The following is a 21,128-nucleotide window of genomic DNA, read 5'->3' on the forward strand; positions in this document are numbered from 1 at the left end:
GCTGTTCATTTTATAAAATGAACAGCAGCTTTTTTAGATTTTAAACTTCCATTATGATTGGTAAAATCATCGGGCGGCGTTTTGTTTTCTCATAAAGAAATGGTTCAAGCGTGTCCGTGATTTCATTTTTAATTTCAGACCATTGAGTGGTTTTTCTGGATAATACCTTATTCAGATGTTTGTGAATAAGTGATTGTGCCTGATGAATTAATTCACCGGATTCCCTCATATAAACAAAGCCTCTCGAGATCAGATCAGGTCCTGAAGAGATTCGGTGGTCTTTCATGTTTATGCTTACTACAACAACCACTAAACCTTCTTCTGATAAAAGTCTTCTATCTCTTAAAACAATATTTCCTATATCGCCGATCCCGCTACCGTCGATATAGACAGAGCCGGATGTAATTTTGCCTGCAACGTTGGCCTGGTCACTGCTTAATGCCAATACATCACCATTGTCCATGACAAAACAATTTTCTTCTGGTACGTCACAATCTACAGCAAGTGTCACATGCGTTTTTTGCATTCTGTATTCACCGTGAATTGGAACAAAAAACTTCGGCTGAATTAAACGGATCATCAGCTTTTGTTCTTCCTGTGAGCCGTGTCCGGAAGTATGAATATCACTTAATGGACCATGGATGACATCTGCACCGGCGCGATAAAGCAAATTAATTGTACGGTTAACACTAATCGTATTGCCTGGAATCGGTGAAGATGAAAACACAACTGTGTCCCCAGGGATGATTTGAATCTGACGATGGGTGCTGTTGGCGATTCGGGACAGAGCAGCCATCGGCTCGCCCTGGCTTCCTGTACAAAGGATTACAACTTTGTCTGCGGGCAGCCTGTTCAAGGTATGAGCATCAATAAATGTATCTTTAGGTGCACTGATATAACCGAGTTCATGACCGATCGATATAGCATTGTCCATGCTGCGGCCAAAAACCGCAACTTTCCTGCCATATTTTACTGCCGCTTCGGTTACCTGCTGCAGTCTGTAGATATTTGATGCAAAAGTGGCAAAGATAATTCTGCCACTGACTTTTCGGAATATATCCTCAATGCTTTCCCCGACTTTGCGTTCTGACATAGTAAAATTAGGCACTTCACTATTCGTGCTGTCTGATAGAAGCGCAAGCACTCCTTCTTTACCTATTTCCGCCATTTTAGTCAGGTTAGCTGGTTCACCTACAGGAGTAAAATCAAACTTAAAATCACCTGTATGAACAATATTGCCAGGAGGGGTTTTAACTACGACTCCGTAAGAATCAGGGATACTGTGTGTAGTTCTGAAGAAGCTGACGGCTGTTTTACGGAACTTAATAACATCATCTTCACCAATCGGATGGAGTTTTGCGTTTCGCAGTAAACCATGCTCCTCAAGCTTATTTTTCAGCAAACCAAGAGCCAGTTTTCCACCATAAACAGGAATGTTTATCTGTCTTAGAAGATAAGGGATTCCTCCAATGTGATCCTCATGACCATGAGTGATGAAAAGACCCTTTATTTTATCAGCGTTTTTTTCCAGATAGGTATAATCAGGAATCACATAGTCAATTCCTAAAAGTTCATCTTCCGGAAATTTAATTCCTGCATCGATTAAAATAATTTCATCTTGAAACTGAACACCGTACGTATTTTTTCCGATTTCTCCCATGCCGCCGAGGGCAAACACTGCGGTCTGGTCATTTTTTACAAACTTCATTTGTTAAATCTGCTCCAGCTTATAGTTTTCATGATTTTGTTCGTACTCTAAGTATTTGCCCTCTAATTTTTGAACCATTTCGATGTTATAGCTTCGATCTTTCAGTTTCAGCCGAACGTCCATTTCCGAATCAGCTTCTAAAAAGAGTGTTTTCGTTTTTTCTCTTACCGGTACCTCTGTTGCACTTTCCTGATAATACACTTTGTAAATCATCTCAATCTCTCCTTCAACTAATAAAACTTATTTAACGCCTGGGACAACTTGTCCTTAGCTTTTGCTCATTTATTCACTGTTATTAGCAAAATTCTGTATTTTTATATCAAAAACCCCTAACATAAAGAACAGCCCTCCTGAATATGAAGGGCTTTACAGGGGCCTAGGCAATAGTCTTTTTACGCAGCATGTCTCTCCACTGTCGTGCAAGCTTTTTTCTCAGCTTCTTCAACATTGCGGATCACTCCTTATTACTATCATACTCGTTTTGAGGCGTTATGTAAAGAACAGCCTCTTGACATCAATCACCTTTACCGCATGATAGCCATAAGAAATGTAGGGTCAGCACACAGGGTGTATACAGATATTTAAATATCAATATGTGTATGCGGGGAAACGCTTATCTCTCAAGCGGAATAGACCCGCCAGGTTCGTTGTAAGGATCTTTGAGGTTTATATGGTCATAAAACATAATTCCATTTAAATGATCGATTTCATGCTGAACGGCAATTGCCGCTAAGCCTTTAAGCCGCAATTTAACAGGGGAACCCTCTAGATCCAACCCTGTTACGGTTACACGCGAATAGCGGTGAACGTATCCAGGAATATTTCGATCTACTGATAAACAGCCTTCCCCTGACGTTAAATAAGACTTTTCCACAGAATGACTGACAATTTTCGGGTTAAATAACGCATAGCTATGCAGGTTTCCCTTGCCGTCTTCGAGGTGAACAGCAAACATTCTTTTGGAAATATTAATTTGCGGTGCTGCAATGCCAATACCCGGTCTTAGTCCGTATTTTTGTGCAATTTCTGGGTTCTGGCTATTGGTCACATATTGCAGCAGATCAGATAAGATTTTTTTATCTTCACTAGAAGGAGGGAGTGAAACTTCCTTAGCTACTTCACGTAAAGCCGGGTGGCCATCCCGAATTATATCTTCCATTTTAATCATTTAAAAATCCTCCTGATTTTAAACTTATCATATGCCGTTTATCTTAATGAAAAGCAATTAGAGTAATCATATCAAAGTTTTCTAAAGAAAAAAATAGGCGGTAATAGAATAATACAGTGGGTTTAAAATGAAAGAGTTATGAAAATCATTGCGTATTGATTTAATCCCCTATATTATAATAATTGTCAATATCTCAAGGGGGTACATAGATCGTGAAGAAAACTATTTTAACAGGAACGGTATTTTCTTCTCTTTTCCTGGCGGGTTGTGTGTTTGGAGGTTCACCGGAAGAAGATATTAGTGAAGCATTAGATTCAACTGTGGAAAAAGAACAGGAATATGTTGATTCTCAAGAGCCTCTAAAAAAACTCGAGCAGGAAGAGCAGGAGTTGTTTAATAAGATCATGGGTTTGGGCATGGAAGAGTTTGAAGAAGTTGAAACATTGGCTGATGAAGCTTTGGAAAACCTGGACCAGCGTGAAGAGCAGCTTTCAGTAGAAGCAGCATCAATGCAGGAAGCTGAAGAAGAATTTATGGCAATTGAAGAATACGTGCAGGATATCGAAGATGAAAATCTTCAAACTCATGTCGAAGAGATGGTTTCCGTTATGACAGAACGGTATGAACTTCATGGAAATCTTGTTGAACAATACTCTGAAGGCATAGAGTACGATCGTGAATTGTATACAATGCTTAAAGATCAGGAACTTGAACTGGAAGACCTGGAAGGACAGATTGAAAAGGTGAATTCTCAGTACAACGAGATTACAGAAACGAATGAGGGATTTAACGGTTTAACAGATGAATACAATTCACTGAAGAGCGAATATTACAGCATGATTGAAGAAGAGTAGGGATCCCCCTGCTTTTTTTTGTTGGTTAAATAAATAAGGTTTAACCTATAACAGAAGTACAAATTGATTTTAAATTAGTACAGATAAAACATATTTTATGATACAGGTTATTTAAAAGGATAATGTAATGGATCATTTTTGCTTGGAAAAACGATCGCATTTTTATCAATTATTTTCATCAACTCTGTCTCAGGCGTGAAGATGCTAAGTGTTTAAATAAGATCTTTTGAAGCGGGTTTTATAAGTCATGATGTTAACTGGAGCCAGAGCAGGCGAATAATTAAGCAAAGAAAATTACGCTCCTCTATAAAGCTTAATTCGTTCTTATTGACTCAAAGGTTTTTAATATTGTAAACTAAGCAGGTACGAAAGATTGTATCATTAGGATCTATGATAAAATTGATACAGCAAATAAAATATACACTTTTATGTTTTTTCCCGGCATTTTTGTGGAAAAATAAAAAGTATATGTATTTTTGAATTAAGGGAGATTTCCTTAAATTTAAATATGGAAGGATAGGTGGATGTAATGGCTTCAAACAAAACAGCACAATTTGACGCAGTGAAAACACTGAGTAAAATTGAAGAGCATTTCGAAATGTTTCAAATTCTAGATCAAGAAGGAAATGTTGTAAATGAAGATGCAATGCCTGATATCAGTGACGAGGATCTTCAGGAGTTAATGCATCGCATGGTTTATACAAGAATCCTGGATCAGCGGTCTATTTCACTTAACCGTCAGGGACGTCTTGGTTTTTATGCCCCGACAGCAGGACAGGAAGCATCTCAGATCGCTTCACATTTTGCACTTGAAAAAGAAGACTGGGTCGTTCCTGGCTATCGTGATGTTCCACAAATTATCTGGCATGGCTTACCGCTTTCTCAGGCTTTCCTTTTCTCACGTGGACATTACTTAGGAAATAAATCTCCTGAAGGCGTTAATGTATTGCCTCCTCAAATCATCATTGGTGCACAGTACGTGCAAACTGCAGGTATTGCACTTGGCCTGAAAAAACGCGGTAAAAAAGCTGTTGCCATTACATACACAGGTGATGGCGGGTCTTCCCAAGGAGATTTCTATGAAGGCATCAATTTTGCCGGAGCTTATTCAGCACCTGCAATCTTTGTTGTTCAAAATAACCAGTTTGCGATTTCTACACCAAGAGATAAGCAAACGGCAGGAAAAACCATCGCTCAAAAAGCAGTTTCTGCAGGTATCCCGGGGATCCTGGTAGATGGAATGGACCCTCTTGCAGTTTATGCAGCAACGAAAGACGCGCGCGACCGTGCTGTTAACGGAGAAGGACCTACACTGATTGAAACGCTTTGCTACCGCTATGGACCTCATACAATGGCAGGTGACGATCCAACACGTTACCGTACAGATGAGATGGATACAGAGTGGGAAAAGAAAGACCCATTGGTTCGTTTTAGAAAATTCCTTGAAGATAAAAATCTTTGGAACGAAGAAAAAGAAAATGAATCAATCGAGAAAGCCAAAGAAGAAATTAAAGAAGCGATTAAAGTAGCAGATGATACACCTAAACAAAAGGTGACTGATCTGATGGAAAATATGTACGAAGAAATGCCGAGCAATCTGCAAGAACAGTATGAAATCTACAAAGAGAAGGAGTCGAAGTAAGCCATGGCGCAAATGACAATGATTCAAGCAATCACTGACGCTCTTCGCACAGAGATGAAAAACGATGAAAACGTACTTGTCTTTGGTGAGGACGTAGGTTTAAATGGCGGGGTTTTCCGTGCGACTGAAGGACTTCAAAAAGAATACGGCGAAGATCGCGTGTTCGATACTCCTTTAGCAGAATCAGGTATAGGCGGTCTGGCGATCGGTCTTGCACTTGAAGGATACCGTCCAGTTCCTGAAATTCAATTCTTTGGTTTTGTTTTCGAAGTAATGGATTCAGTCAGCGGTCAAATGGCCCGTATGAGATACCGGAGCGGCGGAAAATATTCTTCTCCAATTACGATTCGTTCTCCTTTTGGGGGTGGTGTTCACACGCCGGAGCTTCATGCAGACAGCCTTGAAGGTTTGATGGCCCAACAGCCGGGTCTGAAGGTAGTGATTCCTTCAACACCAAAAGACGCAAAAGGCCTGCTGATTGCATCCATTCGTGACAATGACCCTGTTATCTTTCTTGAGCACATGAAATTGTACCGTTCTTTCCGTGAAGAAGTGCCGGAGGAAGATTATACAATTGAACTTGGAAAAGCAGATGTTAAACGTGAGGGAACAGATCTCTCCATTATAACTTACGGAGCAATGGTTCATGAGTCATTAAAAGCTGCAGAAGCACTTGAAAAAGACGGATACTCTGTTGAAGTAATTGACTTGCGTACGATACAGCCTATTGACATTGAAACGATTATTGCATCTGTTGAAAAAACAAATCGCGCAATCGTTGTACAGGAAGCTCAGAAGCAGGCAGGAATCGCTGCAAGTGTTGTTGCTGAAATAAATGACCGCGCAATCTTAAGCCTTGAAGCTCCTGTATTGCGTGTTACTGCTGCAGACACTGTATTCCCATTTTCCCAAGCTGAGTCTGTATGGCTCCCGAATTCAAAAGATGTTATTGCTACAGCGAAAAAAGTACTTGAATTTTAATTTTTAAAACTGAAACAGAGAATATTCTCTGTTTCAAATTATTTTAGAAAATATAGATTTCCAGGAGGGTGAAAACATTGTCATTTGAATTTAAGTTACCGGATATTGGTGAAGGTATTCACGAAGGTGAAATTGTTAAATGGTTTATTAGCAAGGGTGACAAAGTTGAAGAAGACGACGTACTTTGTGAAGTTCAAAACGATAAAGCAGTCGTTGAAATTCCTTCTCCAGTAGCAGGTACAGTCGAAGAAATTCTTGTTGAAGAAGGGGCAGTAGCAGTTGTAGGCGACACGCTTATTAAATTTGATGCTCCAGGTTATGAAAACTTGAAATTTAAAGGCTCTGACAGTGACGATGAGAAAAAAGAAGAGACTAAAGAACAGTCAAAAGAAGAGTCACAAGATAAACCTGCTGAACAAAAAGAAGAAAGTGCTTCTGAATCTGTGCAGGAAGAATCAACTGATGATGTAAAGCCTGACTCATCATCTCAGCCTGAAGTAGATCCTGAACGCCGCATCATTGCGATGCCTTCTGTGCGCAAATTCGCAAGAGATAAAGATGTTGATATCCGTTATGTATCGGGTTCCGGTAAGAACGGGCGCATCAGTAAAGAAGACATTGAAGCATACTTGAGCGGGGACAGTGCTGAAGAAAAGCCTGCTGCTTCTTCACAAGAAGAAACTCAGTCTCACTCTGAAGCTAAAGAAGAAAAAGCACCTGCTAAGCAGCAAGTTCCTGAAGGTCAATATCCGGAAACGCGCGAGAAAATGAGCGGAATGAGAAAAGCGATTGCAAAAGCTATGGTTAACTCTAAGCAGACTGCACCGCATGTTACATTAATGGATGAAATTGATGTAACTAAGCTGGTAGCTCACCGTAAGCAATTTAAAGAAGTTGCAATGGAAAGAAATATCAAACTTACATTCCTGCCATACGTTGTAAAAGCACTTGTAGCGGCACTTCGTGAATTCCCGGCTCTTAACACTTCAATTGATGACGAAGCGCAGGAAATTATTCAAAAACATTATTACAACATCGGAATCGCTGCTGATACTGAAAAAGGTCTTGTTGTACCAGTCGTTAAAGAAGCTGACCGTAAATCAATCTTCAGCATTTCTGATCAAATTAATGAACTTGCTACAAAAGCCCGCGACGGCAAGCTTTCAGGAAATGAAATGAAAGGTGCTTCATGCACTATCACAAACATCGGATCTGCAGGAGGTCAATGGTTCACACCTGTTATTAACCATCCTGAAGTAGCCATTCTTGGAATCGGCCGCATCGCTGAAAAGCCTGTAGTAAAAAATGGTGAAATTGTAGCAGCTCCTGTGTTAGCATTATCATTGAGCTTTGACCACCGTATTATTGATGGTGCTACAGCTCAAAATGCATTAAACCTAATTAAACGTTTATTGAACGATCCAGAACTTTTACTAATGGAGGCGTAAACCATGGTAGTTGGAGATTTCCCAATTGAAACAGACACACTTGTCATTGGATCAGGTCCAGGAGGATATGTCGCAGCAATTCGTGCAGCACAGCTTGGACAAAAAGTAACAATCGTTGAAAAAGAGTATATGGGCGGGGTTTGTTTAAATGTCGGCTGTATTCCTTCAAAAGCAATGATTACGATTGGACACCGCTACGAACAGGCACAGCATTCTGACGATATGGGAATTGTAGCTGAGAACGTTAAGCTGAATTTCGAAAAAGCTCAGGAATGGAAAGCTGGCGTCGTGAAAAAATTAACAGGCGGTGTTGAAGGTCTTCTAAAAGGTAACAAAGTTGAAATTGTTCGCGGCGAAGCTTACTTTGTTGATGGAGAAACAATCCGTGTTATGGATGATAACTCTGCTCAAACGTACAAGTTTAAAAATGCGATTCTTGCGACCGGTTCAAGACCAATTGAAATACCGTCATTTAAATTTTCAAAAAGAGTGCTTGATTCTACAGGAGCACTTGCACTAAGTGAAGTCCCTAAAAGCCTTGTTGTTATTGGCGGAGGATATATTGGTACAGAATTAAGCACAGCTTATGCCAATATGGGTACTGAAGTTACAATTCTTGAAGGTGCTGACGATATTCTTGGCGGATTTGAAAAGCAAATGACAAGCATCGTCAAAAAAGGCCTTAAGAAAAAAGGCGTTAATGTCATTACAAAAGCAATGGCAAAAGGCGTTGAAGAATCAGATAATGGCGTAACTGTCACTTATGAAGCTAAAGGTGAAGAAGTGAAGGTTGAGGCAGAATACGTGCTTGTAACTGTAGGCCGTCGTCCAAATACGGACGAAATTGGCTTAGAGCAGGTGGGTATTGAAATGACTGACCGCGGAATCGTTAAAACAGATAAGCAATGCCGCACAAGTGTGAGCAATATTTATGCAATTGGTGATATTGTAGATGGACCGCCGTTGGCTCATAAAGCATCTTATGAGGGAAAAGTGGCTGCAGAAGTCATTTCCGGTGAAAAATCTGAGGTTGATTACATGGCCATTCCAGCTGTTTGCTTTACAGATCCTGAACTTGCAACTGTAGGGTATTCTGAAGGACAAGCTAAAGAGGAAGGCATAGAAGTAACTGCAGCGAAATTTCCTTTTGCAGCTAACGGACGTGCGCTGGCTCTTAATCAATCTGAAGGTTTTGTGAAAATCGTTACTCGTAAAGAAGATGGATTAATTATCGGTGCCCAAATTGCCGGTAATGGTGCTTCTGACATTGTAGCAGAACTTGGTCTTGCAATTGAAGCAGGAATGACTGCTGAAGATGTGGCAATGACCATCCATGCTCACCCAACTTTAGGGGAAATTACAATGGAAGCTGCTGAAGTTGCTCTTGGCACACCAATTCACATTGTAAAATAAGGATAATCTGCCCTCTGGAAAAGTCCAGGGGGCTATCTTTTTTTAAAGGATTAGTCCCAAAACATTACATATTTAGTTAACTATGATAAAATAAAGTGATCTATTTTGAAGGGTGAGGAATAAATGAAGCACACAGCAGCAATTGGATTAACGAGCTTATTACTACTATCTGCATGTTCAACGGAAAACAGCACAGCTTTGGAAGAAGAAACGGTTGAGACTATGACAGAAGGTGAATCGGAAGAGGAGAACCAAAATCAAACTTCTGAAGATACCACTGAGGCTGAGGAAACTGCAGAAGATGCTGAACAAGATGAGGAATCAGAAACTGTTCAGGAGGAAGAAAGAGTGGAAAAACTTTACGAATTGAATGATGTGAATTGGGCAGTTCAGCCTATCGGTGAAGCAAATCCACAAGTCGCACTGCTTACTATTGATGATGCTCCTGATCAACACGCAGTCCAAATGGCTAATACATTAAAAGAGCTTGATGCAAAAGCAATCTTTTTCGTGAATGGTCATTTTCTTGACACCCCGGAAGAAGAAGAAATGCTGAAAGAGATTCATGAAATGGGCTTTCCAATAGGAAACCATACATATTCTCACCCAAATCTTCGAGATATCAGTGAAGAGGAGCAGCGGGAGGAAATTGTTTCTCTCAGTGATCGTGTAGAAGAAATTATTGGAGAGCGGCCTAAGTATTTCAGAGCTCCTTTTGGCGCTAACACCGATTTCTCTAAACAAGTAGCAATAGAGGAAGGGATGCTGCTTATGAATTGGACATATGGATACGATTGGGAAGCGGATTACCAAAATGCTGCCAGCTTAAGTGATATTATGGTTAATACAGAATACCTCTCAAACGGTGCAAACCTTCTGATGCATGACAGAAGCTGGACTAATGAAGCGCTTCCTGCAATTGTGGAAGGCTTGAGAGAAAAAGGGTATGAAATTTTAGATCCGGCAGCGATTAAAGGAACAGAGGTTGAATAATAAGTATTGAAATCTGCTTCCATTTGTTATAATATAATAAAGGAAGCGCTTTCAATCCTATGGGGATGGGAGTAAGTGCTGGGGATTTGCAGATCGGCAAAATGACCGTCATGAATAAAAATGGGATAAAAAAGAGGCCTGCATAGGCCTCTTTTTTAGTTTGGAACTATTGAATTGCACGATGTTCTTTAATTACCCGCAAGTATTGAAGAGACTCATCTTCCGGCCCTTGAACGGGAAGACCTGCTTCAATATTTTCGTGTATATACGTTAAGTTATCTTTTGTAATAATTTCTCCTGGTATAAAGATTGGAATACCTGGGGGATATACCATAATAAATTCTGCGCAAATTCTTCCGACCGTCTGATCAATGGGCAAAAGCTCTGTTTCAGAATAGAATGCTTCCCGTGGAGAAAGTGCTAGGAGAGGGATATCCGGCAGCATTACATGCGGCGATACAAAGCTGTCATCATGCCTGAAGGTCTTAGATAGTGACTGAATGGCTTCTATCAAGATATTTGCCTCTTTGATGGTGTCGCCCGGCGTAATGATGCAAAGAATATTATACAAATCTGAAAGCTCCACTTCAATATTGTATGTTTCCCTTAGCCATTTTTCAGCATGATATCCGGTAATTCCAAGCTCTTTAACTGAAATGATAATTTTAGTAGGATCAAAATCAAAAGTGGCTTTTGTGCCTACAATTTCAGCTCCTACGCAACTAATTAGTTCAACTTCCTTAAGCTCAGTCCGTATTTTTTCAGCAAGAGTGATCGTTTTTTCAATTAATTGCTTTCCCTCCGTAGCCAGCCGTTTTCTTGCGACATCTAATGATGCCAGCAAAGGGTAGGAGGTTGAGGTTGTGGTAAGCATACTTAAGATGGTTTGAACTCTTTTTGCCGAAACAAGTCCTTCTCTTACATTTAAAATAGAGCTCTGTGTCATGGAACCTCCGAGTTTATGGACACTGGTAGCTGCCATGTCAGCTCCTGCCTGCATGGCGGAAACAGGAAGTCTGTCATGGAAATGAATGTGAACCCCATGTGCTTCATCTACCAAAACAGGTACGTCATATGAATGAGAGATCTTCACAATGCTTTTTAAATCAGCTGCTACACCGAAATAAGTCGGGTTAATCACTAGTACTCCCTTGGCATCCGGATGCAGCTGCAATGCAGATGAAACGGAATCCGGCGTTATCCCATGGGAGATTCCAAGCTCTTTATCCACTTCAGGGTGAATAAAGATTGGGATTGCACCACAAAATACAATGGCAGACATGACTGATTTATGAACATTCCGAGGTACAATAATTTTATCTCCAGGTCCGCAAACGCTCATAACCATCGTCATAATGGCACCGCTTGTTCCTTGAACCGAGAAAAAAGTGTAATCAGCGCCAAACGCTTTTGCAGCCAGGTCCTGAGCATCTTTAATCAAGCTCCTGGGCTGGTGGAGATCGTCCAGAGGCGCAATATTAATTAAGTCGATGGAAAGAATATTTTCTCCTATGAATTCTCTAAACTCAGGATCCATACCCGTTCCTTTTTTATGGCCTGGTATATGAAACTGTACAGGCTTAGCGGCGCTGTGCTTTTTTAGACCGGTGAATAATGGTGTATCATGCTGCGTCAATTTTCCTGACGACCGTAAAACATCTAGTGTAGCTGAATTTGCTGGTATTTCTGACAATGTCTATTCCACCTCATTAAGGGTTTAGTATATATTTAATGATATCAAAAAAAATTATAGCATTTACAGAACAGAATGAAAATCATTAAACAGCAGTCGGTTAGGTATTTAAATGTTTTATTTGTTTCTGTACAATAAAGAGGAATATAAGAAAAGCAGGTGATAGAATGGAGTTTCAATATCCACTGTCTATAGACTGGAGTACAGAGGAAATTATTGATGTCATGAAGTTTTATGAAATCGTTGAAAAAACCTATGAATCAAATGTTAAAAGAAATGATTTCATGAATGCCTATAAACGGTTTAAAGAAATTGTTCCAAGTAAGTCAGAGGAAAAAACGATCGATAAAGAGTTTAAAGAATCCAGCGGCTACTCCATTTATCAGGCAGTAAAAAAAGCTAAAGCTGCAGATGAACTCGAAAACATTTCTTTAAAGTCATAAACCATTTAATTCAAATTAATTTCTTGCAAATTGATAATTAAAGATTAACTGAGAAGGCTGTTTAAGACATCATAGGGCTAAGCCGGGAGTCCTTGGTGAAAATGTCCGCGACAGTAAAACCGTTCAAAGAGGGTGAGACAATTTTGTCTCACCCTCTTTTTATTGCAATGGAATAATAAATAATAAGGAACTTTTTAAGCTAACTGCTTTGTACTTGAATTCCATGTTTGTAGAGCGGAAGAAGCTTTACATAAATCTGCTTAATTTCTTTTAATAATTCTTCCTTATTCTGAATAACATGATCAGTAGGAAGGAAGCGTTTCCCTACAAGAAATTCAGCTTTTTTTACATTTTTAAATCGCTCGAGCACTCTCATAAAATCGCCATCATTCATTTCCCTGATTTGCTTGCCTTCTTTTTTCATATGATCGGTTGAAATCCATCCATCTTCTGGGAAAGTGCTAATCACATCATCGAATTCTGTAAGAAAAGAATCAGCTATGTTCGACTTATTTGGCAGTTCGTAAATAAAAGCGAGCCACACAAATAAATGATCATCCCAAAGCCCAACTTGAAAGTGCGGCAGTTTTTTGTACCCTCTTTTACTTGAAGAGATCGCCATCCAAGTATCAATAGGCGGGTTAATCGTTCTTCTGGCATGTCTGGCTATATGAAGATGCATTTCTTCGTTTACATGCTCAGATAAAAATGGAACTAATTCCTGTCCAAGCATTTCAAATTTCGGTTGTATGCGTGATTGGATCTCGGACATTCTCGTTTCGAGACCATCCAGTTTAAATACATCAAAATCCTGCTTTTCAAAAACCGCCGGCATTGTATCACTCCTTAATTTCTAAAATCTTAGCTGAAGGGGGTAGGCAAAAAAAAATTACTCATCGTTTGAACAAAGAATATTTAGGCTATAATACTAATAAGAAATTTCAGTTATTGGTAAGGAATCAGCTTTACGTTATTGTAGCATAATTCTTTCCTGAGAATAAACTGATTCATACCGCATAGAATGGAGTAACCAGAAACAACAACTAATTATGAAAAAGCCGTCGAAACGGTTAAGGTGAGGGGTGCAAGAAGATGAAACAGGTCATCCAAGTTACTAGAAAAAGAGATCTCAAATCGGAGAAAATGGCCGTTTTGCGCATGGAATTGGATTATGAACTGGCCGTGCTTTTTGAAGCCATGGAGGAAAAGAACGATCAAGTGATTACATCATCTAAGGAAAAGCTTGTCGTAATTCGCCAGGATCTCCTTGATCTTACAGGCGGCATCTGACAACCACTAAAGACCCGCAGACAAAACTAAGACGAATGCTCTAAATTTAAAGAGCATTCGTCTTAGTTTTGTGTGTTTATTTCTTGCGATTAAGAACTCGGTAAGATAGGCTGTTTACAAGGAAACTGATTTTTGAAGGAGGGATTTTATGGCGATACAATGGAATGAAGTGGATGAATTTGCCAAAAAATTAATTTATGAAGCTGGCAGCACCATTAGAAAATCTTTCTCCAGCTCATTAAATATAGAAACAAAAAGTGATGCCAACGATTTAGTGACAAATATGGACAAAGAAATCGAACAGTATTTTGTTAAACAAGTACACCAGTTTGATTCCAGTCATAAGATAATAGGTGAAGAAGGCTATGGAGATACACTTTCTTCACTTGAAGGAGTCGTATGGATTGTAGATCCCATCGACGGAACCATGAATTTTGTTCATCAGCAAAGAAATTTCGCGATCTCGGTCGGGATTTATCATAACGGGACAGGGATGCTGGGATACATATACGATGTAGTAGCAGACGAACTGTACCATGCGCACTCGGGAAAAGGGGCATATCTGAATGATACACCAATTCCCCCCTTAAAGCCTGCCAGACTGTCTGAAGCTATCCTGGCGATTAATGCAACGTGGGTAACACAGCATAGCAGGGTGCCTTACGAAGTTTTTGGAGCACTTGTCCACAAAGCCAGAGGAACAAGGTCTTATGGCTCAGCGGCTCTTGAGCTTGCTTATGTGGCATGCGGCAGGTTAGATGGATATTTAACGATGAGACTCTCACCCTGGGACATTGCCGGTGGGAAAATTATTATTGAAGAGGTAGGGGGAGTCGTTACAAATCTGTATAACCAGCCTCATACCCTGATAGAAAAAGATTCTTTATTTGCCGGAAATCCTTCTGTGCACGAAGAAATCTATACGGAGTACTTAAAAGGCAAACTCTAAAAAAGCACTGAGTATTTGCTCAGTGCTTTTCCATTTCTAATTCTCTATGTTTTTTCTTTGTTTTAAAGCCCATTCCAAATACTGCTATTAAAGCTATAATGGATACAATGGCCCAGATTATGCTTCTTTCTCCAACTGCAATTCCTACCCCGGACATTGCAAGTACAGCAGCAAGTGCATATAGTACAAAGATTCCGTTCGTTTTTTTCATGTGCAGCGCCTCCCAACAATCATTTTACAGAATTAATTTTTGTATTTCCACCTTATATGATATAATAGTACAGTTAATAAAGCTTGGAAAAGCATTCAGGAGTGAAATAATGACAAAATTAAGACAAGATCTTAGAAATATTGCAATTATCGCTCACGTTGACCACGGTAAAACAACACTTGTGGACCAATTGTTAAAACAATCGGGGATCTTCCGTTCAAACGAACATGTAGAAGAGCGTGCAATGGATTCAAATGACCTGGAAAGAGAACGCGGTATTACCATTTTGGCTAAAAATACTGCGGTTCAATACAAAGATACACGCATCAATATTCTAGATACACCTGGACATGCCGACTTTGGCGGTGAAGTTGAGCGTATCATGAAAATGGTGGACGGAGTTCTTTTAGTTGTAGATGCATATGAAGGCTGTATGCCGCAAACCCGTTTTGTATTGAAAAAAGCACTTGAGCAAAATTTGACGCCTATCGTAGTTGTCAACAAAATTGACCGCGATGCAGCTCGTCCTGAAGGAGTAATTGATGAAGTATTAAACTTGTTCATCGAGCTTGATGCTAACGAAGATCAGCTTGAATTCCCTGTTGTTTATGCTTCCGCTATCAATGGAACGGCAAGCTTGAATCCTGAAAAGCAGGATGAAACAATGGAATCTCTGTATGAGTCTATTGTTGAGAATATTCCTGCTCCAGTCGATAACAGCGAAGACCCTTTGCAATTCCAGATTGCACTTCTTGATTACAATGATTATGTAGGACGTATCGGAATCGGACGTGTTTTCAGAGGGACAATGGAAGTGGGTCAGCAGGTTTCCTTAATGAAGCTTGATGGGAAAGTAAAGAACTTCAGAGTAACAAAGATTTTTGGTTTCTTTGGACTTAAGCGTGAAGAGATTCAAAAAGCGAATGCAGGTGACTTAATTGCGGTTTCCGGAATGGAAGACATTAATGTTGGAGAGACGGTATGTCCGGTAGAGCATCAGGAAGCATTGCCGGTCCTGCGGATTGACGAACCAACTCTTCAAATGACGTTTCTTGTAAATAACAGCCCGTTTGCCGGTCGTGAAGGTAAATATGTCACGTCAAGAAAGATCGAAGAGCGTCTTCGTGCGCAGCTTGAAACGGATGTCAGTCTTCGAGTTGAAAACACAGATTCTCCTGATGCTTGGGTAGTATCAGGCCGCGGAGAGCTTCACCTTTCTATTTTAATCGAGAATATGAGACGTGAAGGGTTTGAACTGCAGGTTTCAAAACCGGAAGTTATTGTCCGTGATGTAGACGGAGTTCGGAGTGAGCCTGTTGAACGAGTTCAAATTGACATTCCAGAAGAATATGTTGGATCAGTTATAGAATCCATGGGTGAGCGTAAAGGCGAAATGCTCGATATGATCAACAATGGCAATGGACAGGTGCGCCTCGCATTTATGATCCCTGCACGTGGTCTTATCGGCTATACTACAGAATTTCTGACGCTTACACGCGGCTACGGAATTATCAATCACTCATTTGATTCCTATCAGCCAATGCAGACCGGCCGAGTGGGCGGAAGACGTGAAGGCGTTCTTGTTTCTATGGATAAGGGTCAGGCTTCACAGTATGCCATCCTAGGTGTTGAAGACCGCGGTACCATTTTTGTTGAACCGGGTACTGATGTCTACGAGGGAATGATTGTTGGGCAGCATACACGTGACAACGATTTGACTGTTAACGTAACGAAAGTAAAAGCGGCAAATAATATTCGTTCTGCCAATAAAGAACAAACAACTACACTGAAAAAGCCGCGCATCATGACGCTTGAAGAATCTCTTGAGTATTTAAATGATGATGAGCTGTGTGAAATTACACCGGAGTCCATCAGACTTCGCAAGAAAATTCTTGATAAGAGTGAACGTGAACGTGCACAGAAAAAGAAAAAAACAGCTGAAGTAAACTAATACACTGACAGGAGTGATTTTGCATGGTGAATGTGGAAGACAGATTATCTTTCTTTCCTGCTTTGTACCGTGTAGATGTCAATCCAGAAATGGGCATGTGGTTTCTTTATTTCACTATTATTGCTCTTTCGATTTTAGTTTATAAACTGGGTTTTGCTAAAAAGCTTCCCTTATTAAAATCAGCTGTGATTTACATCTTCTTAATCCTTGGATGTACGGTTTTAACGTTCCTGGCCATTTTTCTTCCCATTACAGAAGGGTTGATTATCGCGGCTCTGATCCTGATTATCTATAAAATCCGTTTGCGCAGAGAACAGGCAAAAGGAACCATTTAACAGGTCAGAGACAGGGTGTTATTACAAAATTAAAAAAGAATGTCTGCATGATTTTATACATGCGGACATTCTTTTTTTGTAGAGTTTTTCGTTTTCACTGCTCACCCTTAGTTGGTCATTATGCAGGAAGTGAGCAGGAGGAAGCAGGAACATGTAAAGTAAATTCCAGCCGGTTAAATTTGTTCTGCCAGCAAAGGGAAATATCTGCTTATTACCAAATGCGAATTATTCCTTTTCGTTAAGCCACCTTCGTTTTTCTCCCAATTCCTCTTTTTTTGTTCTCACACAGCTGCGGAAGATAAATAAATTTTTCAATTTTATAAACGTTGATTTACCGGATATGTAAACGCATACAATTTAATTAAATATTCAAATTTATCTAATAATTCAACTTTTTCAGGTTGACGCCTTGTTTTATCCGAGTTATGATTGTCAACAATTCAAGTACATCACCTTATACAACACGTAATAAGGTCACGGGGAAGGAGTGATTAGGTGAGTGAACAATTGATCTTTTTAAATGGCGAATATGTAACAAAAGAAAATGCAAAAGTATCTGTTTATGATCATGGTTTTTTATACGGAGATGGGGTGTTCGAGGGCATTCGTTCTTATAATGATAACGTCTTCCGCTTAGATGAACATTTGGTCCGATTATATGATTCAGCCAAATCGATTTTACTCGAGATCCCTTATACGAAAGAGGAAATGACGGAAATTGTTCTTCAAACTTTACGAAAGAATAATTTATCAAATGCCTATATTAGATTAGTTGTTTCAAGAGGGATAGGAAATCTCGGTTTAGATCCTTTTTCCTGCAAGGTTCCTAACGTAATTGTTATTGCCGAATCCCTGTCACTGTTTCCCAAGGAGCTGTACGACAGCGGGATCGAAATAGTCACAGTAGCCAGCAGGAGAAATCGCTCCGATGTTCTGAGTCCTAAAGTGAAATCACTGAATTATTTGAATAATATCTTAGTAAAAATCGAAGCTGGGCTTGCTGGAGTTCCTGAAGCACTAATGTTAAATGATCAGGGCTATGTTGCAGAAGGTTCGGCAGATAATATATTTATAATACGCGATAAGAAAATTTTGACACCGCCTGGCTATGTTGGCGCTCTGGAAGGGATTACCCGAAATGCGATTATCGAAATGGCAAGAGAAAAAGGATACACCATGGAGGAAGCAGTATTTACCAGACATGATGTCTATGTAGCAGATGAGGTATTCCTGACCGGAACGGCAGCTGAGGTCATTGCAGTGGTTAAAGTTGATGGCAGATCCATTGGAGAAGGCGTCCCGGGTAAAATCACAAATGAATTGCTTCAAAGCTTTAGAGATCTCGTCGTAAAAGACGGGGTTAAAGTTCATAACTCGGAATTAAATGCAGGATAACATAAATACGTTAATACGTTCATAGGTTAAAGTGAAAATGGTTAAATCATTGATGAGGCAAAAGTTAACAGCATCTGCAATCACAGAGAGCCGGTCACGCTGGAAGCCGGTATTGCTGCTGTTGACGACATCCCCTCGGAGTGGAGCACTGAACGTCATCTCTAGTAGGTGTCTCCCGGACATACCGTGTATGTTCGTTATCAATGAACAGAGATTCTGTTCAAGAGGCAGCAAGCGCTGCGAAATAGGGTGGTACCATGAAAAGTCTTTTCATCCCTATACAAAAGGCATTCTTTTTGTATGGGCTGAAAAAGGCTTTTTCTTTTGTTCAACGCCATTTTGTCCATACGTCACTGAATTTAATAAAGGAGGCGCTAAAAATGAGCGTAAATGTAAATTTAAAGCAGGAAGAAGCACAGTCCATAGGTGGGGAACTTCCAAAAGCCACACTTCAAGGATCAGATGTTTTTATTCAATCTCTTCAAAATGAAGGGGTGGAAATGATTTTCGGATATCCGGGAGGCGCGGTTCTTCCCATCTATGATGCCCTTTATAAAAATCCAATTCCTCATATCCTTGCAAGACACGAACAGGGTGCCATTCATGCAGCTGAAGGGTACTCAAGAGTATCAGGAAAGACAGGTGTAGTCATTGCTACTTCCGGACCGGGAGCTACAAACCTGGTTACAGGCATAGCGGATGCGATGATGGACTCGCTTCCTCTGGTTGTATTTACCGGACAGGTGGCAAGTGCCGTAATTGGAACAGATGCATTCCAGGAAGCAGACATTGTCGGGATCACACAGCCAATCACGAAACATAATTACCAGGTGAAAAGAGTGGAAGATCTGCCAAGAATCATTCATGAAGCTTTTCATATCGCTTCTACAGGAAGACCAGGTCCCGTTTTAGTGGACATTCCTAAGGACATATCGAATGCTGTTTTTACATCAGCTGAAATCAAAGCAACTGAATTAAATTTGCCTGGTTACCAGCCGACGACATCACCAAATTTTCTTCAGATTCAAAAAGTCGCCCAAGCTTTGCAAAAGGCGCAAAAGCCATTGATTTTAGCTGGAGCAGGTGTCCTTCACGGCAAAGCTTCAGAGGAATTTGTGAAATTTGTTGAGAAAACAGGAGTTCCCGTAACTAACACACTTCTGGGTCTCGGATGCATCCCTGGAGATCATCCTCAATTCCTTGGTATGGCAGGCATGCATGGCACATTTACAGCGAATATGGCAATATGCGAAACGGATCTGTTGATTAATATCGGAGCCAGATTCGATGACCGTCTGACAGGAAATCTCGAACATTTTGCGCCAAATGCCCAAGTGGTTCATATTGATATTGACCCTGCTGAAATTGGAAAAAACGTTGAAACGGATATTCCAATTGTAGCAGATGCAAAAGAAGCGCTGCATTCACTGCTGAAACTTGAAATCAATAAGCTCTCCATCGAACCATGGATGGCTGGTTTAATGAAGTCAAAAGCTGAGTATCCGCTTGTCTACTCCAATGCTTCAAAAAAAATGCTGCCGCAGGAAGTTATTGAATTGGTGCATAAGCATACCAATGGAGACGCAATTGTAACAACGGATGTCGGCCAGCATCAGATGTGGGCCGCTCAATTCTACCGTTTTAATCATCCGGACCACTGGGTTACTTCAGGCGGACTGGGAACGATGGGATTTGGATTTCCGGCTGCAATAGGAGCCCAAATTGCAAAGCCGCAAGGAACCGTCGTATCATTCACCGGAGACGGAGGCTTCCAAATGACGCTGCAGGAACTGTCTCTGCTTCAGGAAAGCCAGCTGCCTGTGAAAGTCATCATCTTAAATAATCAATGTCTAGGTATGGTGCGCCAATGGCAGGAAACCTTTTACGATAAGCGGTACTCTGAGTCGCTGATGCCTTCACAGCCTGATTTTGTCAAGCTGGCAGAAGCATATGATATTGAAGGGTACAAGGTCGATAACTATCACGATGCAGACGAGCTTTTTAAAAAAGTTTTCTCATCAAATAAACCTGCTTTGATCGACTGCAGAGTGGAGCAAATGGAAAATGTTTATCCGATGGTAGCTCCCGGCAAAGGGCTTCATGAAATGATAGGGGTGAAAGGATGAAACGTGTAATCACAACAACCGTGATCAATCAAAGTGGTGTATTAAACAGAGTAACCGGACTTTTAATGAAGCGTCAGTTTAATATTGAAAGTATTACTGTCGGTCATACAGAAAAAGCCGGGATTTCTAAAATGACATTTGTTGTTCATGTAGAAGACCAGCGCAAGCTCGAACAGCTTCTCAAGCAATTGCAAAAGCAGATCGATGTCCTGAAGGTCAATGACATCACAGACAAAGCAATTGTAACAAGAGAGCTTGCGCTGATTAAAGTACTTTCACCACCTGGAGTCAGAAGTGAAATCAACAGTATTATTGAACCGTTCAGGGCTACAGTGATTGATATGAGCAAGAATGTCATTACTGTGCAAGTAACAGGCGATCCAGGAAAAATAGAAGCATTTATTGATTTATTACAACCATATGGAATTAAGGAACTTACACGAACAGGGGCAACAGCTTTTGTAAGGGAAACGCAAAAAGCCCCAGCTCAGCAGCTGTCAATCTTATAAACCACTATTAGGAGGAATT

General features: G+C 40.4%; 20 protein-coding genes. 14 read left to right on the plus strand and 6 right to left on the minus strand.

The window, feature by feature from the left end:
• Positions 1–40: 40 nt before the first annotated feature.
• The 3 genes from rnjA to def form a co-directional block, all read right to left on the minus strand.
• Positions 41–1,708 carry a ribonuclease J1 gene (gene rnjA, locus P6709_RS00115; RefSeq protein WP_278238856.1) on the minus strand — a complete coding sequence of 556 codons (1,668 nt, stop codon included), beginning with the start codon at positions 1,706–1,708 and terminating at the stop codon, positions 41–43.
• Positions 1,709–1,711: 3 nt separating this feature from the next.
• Complete coding sequence (locus P6709_RS00120; RefSeq protein WP_278238857.1) at positions 1,712–1,921, minus strand: DNA-dependent RNA polymerase subunit epsilon; 210 nt, start codon at positions 1,919–1,921, stop codon at positions 1,712–1,714.
• A gap of 400 nt (positions 1,922–2,321) precedes the next feature.
• Positions 2,322–2,876 (minus strand): peptide deformylase, encoded by a 555-nt coding sequence (gene def / locus P6709_RS00125; protein WP_278238858.1) that lies wholly within the window; start codon positions 2,874–2,876, stop codon positions 2,322–2,324.
• Between the two features lie 212 nt (positions 2,877–3,088).
• On the opposite strand from def, the gene P6709_RS00130 reads away from it, so the two are divergent.
• The 6 genes from P6709_RS00130 (at position 3,089) to P6709_RS00155 (ending at position 10,207) form a co-directional block, all read left to right on the plus strand.
• Positions 3,089–3,730 carry a YkyA family protein gene (locus P6709_RS00130; RefSeq protein ID WP_278238859.1) on the plus strand — a complete coding sequence of 214 codons (642 nt, stop codon included), beginning with the start codon at positions 3,089–3,091 and terminating at the stop codon, positions 3,728–3,730.
• A 529-nt stretch (positions 3,731–4,259) separates the two neighbouring features.
• On the plus strand, positions 4,260–5,372 hold the full coding sequence (gene pdhA, locus P6709_RS00135; RefSeq protein WP_278238860.1) for a pyruvate dehydrogenase (acetyl-transferring) E1 component subunit alpha: 1,113 nt from the start codon (positions 4,260–4,262) through the stop codon (positions 5,370–5,372).
• A 3-nt stretch (positions 5,373–5,375) separates the two neighbouring features.
• Positions 5,376–6,353, plus strand: coding sequence for an alpha-ketoacid dehydrogenase subunit beta (locus tag P6709_RS00140; RefSeq protein ID WP_041057177.1), 978 nt, complete (start codon positions 5,376–5,378; stop codon positions 6,351–6,353).
• Between the two features lie 77 nt (positions 6,354–6,430).
• Entirely contained in the window at positions 6,431–7,801 is a 1,371-nt protein-coding gene (locus P6709_RS00145; protein ID WP_278238861.1) for a dihydrolipoamide acetyltransferase family protein, read from the plus strand.
• Positions 7,802–7,804: 3 nt separating this feature from the next.
• A complete protein-coding gene (gene lpdA, locus P6709_RS00150; RefSeq protein ID WP_278238862.1) occupies positions 7,805–9,214 on the plus strand; it encodes a dihydrolipoyl dehydrogenase in 1,410 nt (469 codons plus the stop codon).
• Positions 9,215–9,337: 123 nt separating this feature from the next.
• On the plus strand, positions 9,338–10,207 hold the full coding sequence (locus P6709_RS00155) for a polysaccharide deacetylase family protein (RefSeq protein ID WP_278238863.1): 870 nt from the start codon (positions 9,338–9,340) through the stop codon (positions 10,205–10,207).
• Between the two features lie 166 nt (positions 10,208–10,373).
• Here P6709_RS00155 and P6709_RS00160 read toward each other — a convergent pair whose 3' ends face one another.
• Entirely contained in the window at positions 10,374–11,843 is a 1,470-nt protein-coding gene (locus P6709_RS00160; RefSeq protein ID WP_278239771.1) for an aminotransferase class I/II-fold pyridoxal phosphate-dependent enzyme, read from the minus strand.
• Between the two features lie 224 nt (positions 11,844–12,067).
• Here P6709_RS00160 and P6709_RS00165 point away from each other — a divergent pair, with 224 nt between their 5' ends.
• Positions 12,068–12,343: a UPF0223 family protein gene (locus tag P6709_RS00165; RefSeq protein ID WP_278238864.1), complete on the plus strand. Its 276-nt coding sequence runs from the start codon at positions 12,068–12,070 to the stop codon at positions 12,341–12,343.
• A 199-nt stretch (positions 12,344–12,542) separates the two neighbouring features.
• Here P6709_RS00165 and P6709_RS00170 read toward each other — a convergent pair whose 3' ends face one another.
• On the minus strand, positions 12,543–13,178 hold the full coding sequence (locus P6709_RS00170; RefSeq protein ID WP_278238865.1) for a YktB family protein: 636 nt from the start codon (positions 13,176–13,178) through the stop codon (positions 12,543–12,545).
• A 257-nt stretch (positions 13,179–13,435) separates the two neighbouring features.
• Between P6709_RS00170 and P6709_RS00175 the strand changes: the two genes are divergently transcribed.
• Together P6709_RS00175 and P6709_RS00180 are read left to right on the plus strand one after the other, a co-directional pair.
• Positions 13,436–13,633, plus strand: coding sequence for a hypothetical protein (locus P6709_RS00175; protein ID WP_278238866.1), 198 nt, complete (start codon positions 13,436–13,438; stop codon positions 13,631–13,633).
• Between the two features lie 148 nt (positions 13,634–13,781).
• Entirely contained in the window at positions 13,782–14,582 is an 801-nt protein-coding gene (locus tag P6709_RS00180; protein WP_278238867.1) for an inositol monophosphatase family protein, read from the plus strand.
• 19 nt (positions 14,583–14,601) lie between these two features.
• On the opposite strand, the gene P6709_RS00185 is transcribed toward P6709_RS00180, so the two are convergent.
• On the minus strand, positions 14,602–14,793 hold the full coding sequence (locus P6709_RS00185; protein WP_278238868.1) for a YlaF family protein: 192 nt from the start codon (positions 14,791–14,793) through the stop codon (positions 14,602–14,604).
• 109 nt (positions 14,794–14,902) lie between these two features.
• Between P6709_RS00185 and typA the strand changes: the two genes are divergently transcribed.
• The 5 genes from typA to ilvN all read left to right on the plus strand — a co-directional run bounded on the left by typA (position 14,903) and on the right by ilvN (position 21,109).
• Positions 14,903–16,744 (plus strand): translational GTPase TypA, encoded by a 1,842-nt coding sequence (gene typA / locus P6709_RS00190; RefSeq protein WP_278238869.1) that lies wholly within the window; start codon positions 14,903–14,905, stop codon positions 16,742–16,744.
• A gap of 23 nt (positions 16,745–16,767) precedes the next feature.
• Entirely contained in the window at positions 16,768–17,079 is a 312-nt protein-coding gene (locus tag P6709_RS00195; RefSeq protein WP_442905279.1) for a YlaH-like family protein, read from the plus strand.
• 495 nt (positions 17,080–17,574) lie between these two features.
• Positions 17,575–18,474: a branched-chain-amino-acid transaminase gene (gene ilvE, locus P6709_RS00200; RefSeq protein WP_278238870.1), complete on the plus strand. Its 900-nt coding sequence runs from the start codon at positions 17,575–17,577 to the stop codon at positions 18,472–18,474.
• Between the two features lie 380 nt (positions 18,475–18,854).
• Positions 18,855–20,600, plus strand: coding sequence for a biosynthetic-type acetolactate synthase large subunit (gene ilvB / locus P6709_RS00205; protein ID WP_278238871.1), 1,746 nt, complete (start codon positions 18,855–18,857; stop codon positions 20,598–20,600).
• Positions 20,597–21,109, plus strand: a complete 513-nt coding sequence (ilvN, locus tag P6709_RS00210; protein ID WP_278238872.1) for an acetolactate synthase small subunit — start codon at positions 20,597–20,599, stop codon at positions 21,107–21,109. The genes ilvB and ilvN overlap by 4 nt, the downstream gene beginning before the upstream one ends.
• Positions 21,110–21,128 lie beyond the last annotated feature (19 nt).

Origin of the sequence: Jeotgalibacillus sp. ET6 (assembly GCF_029667115.1) — a bacterium.
GTDB lineage: Bacteria > Bacillota > Bacilli > Bacillales > Jeotgalibacillaceae > Jeotgalibacillus.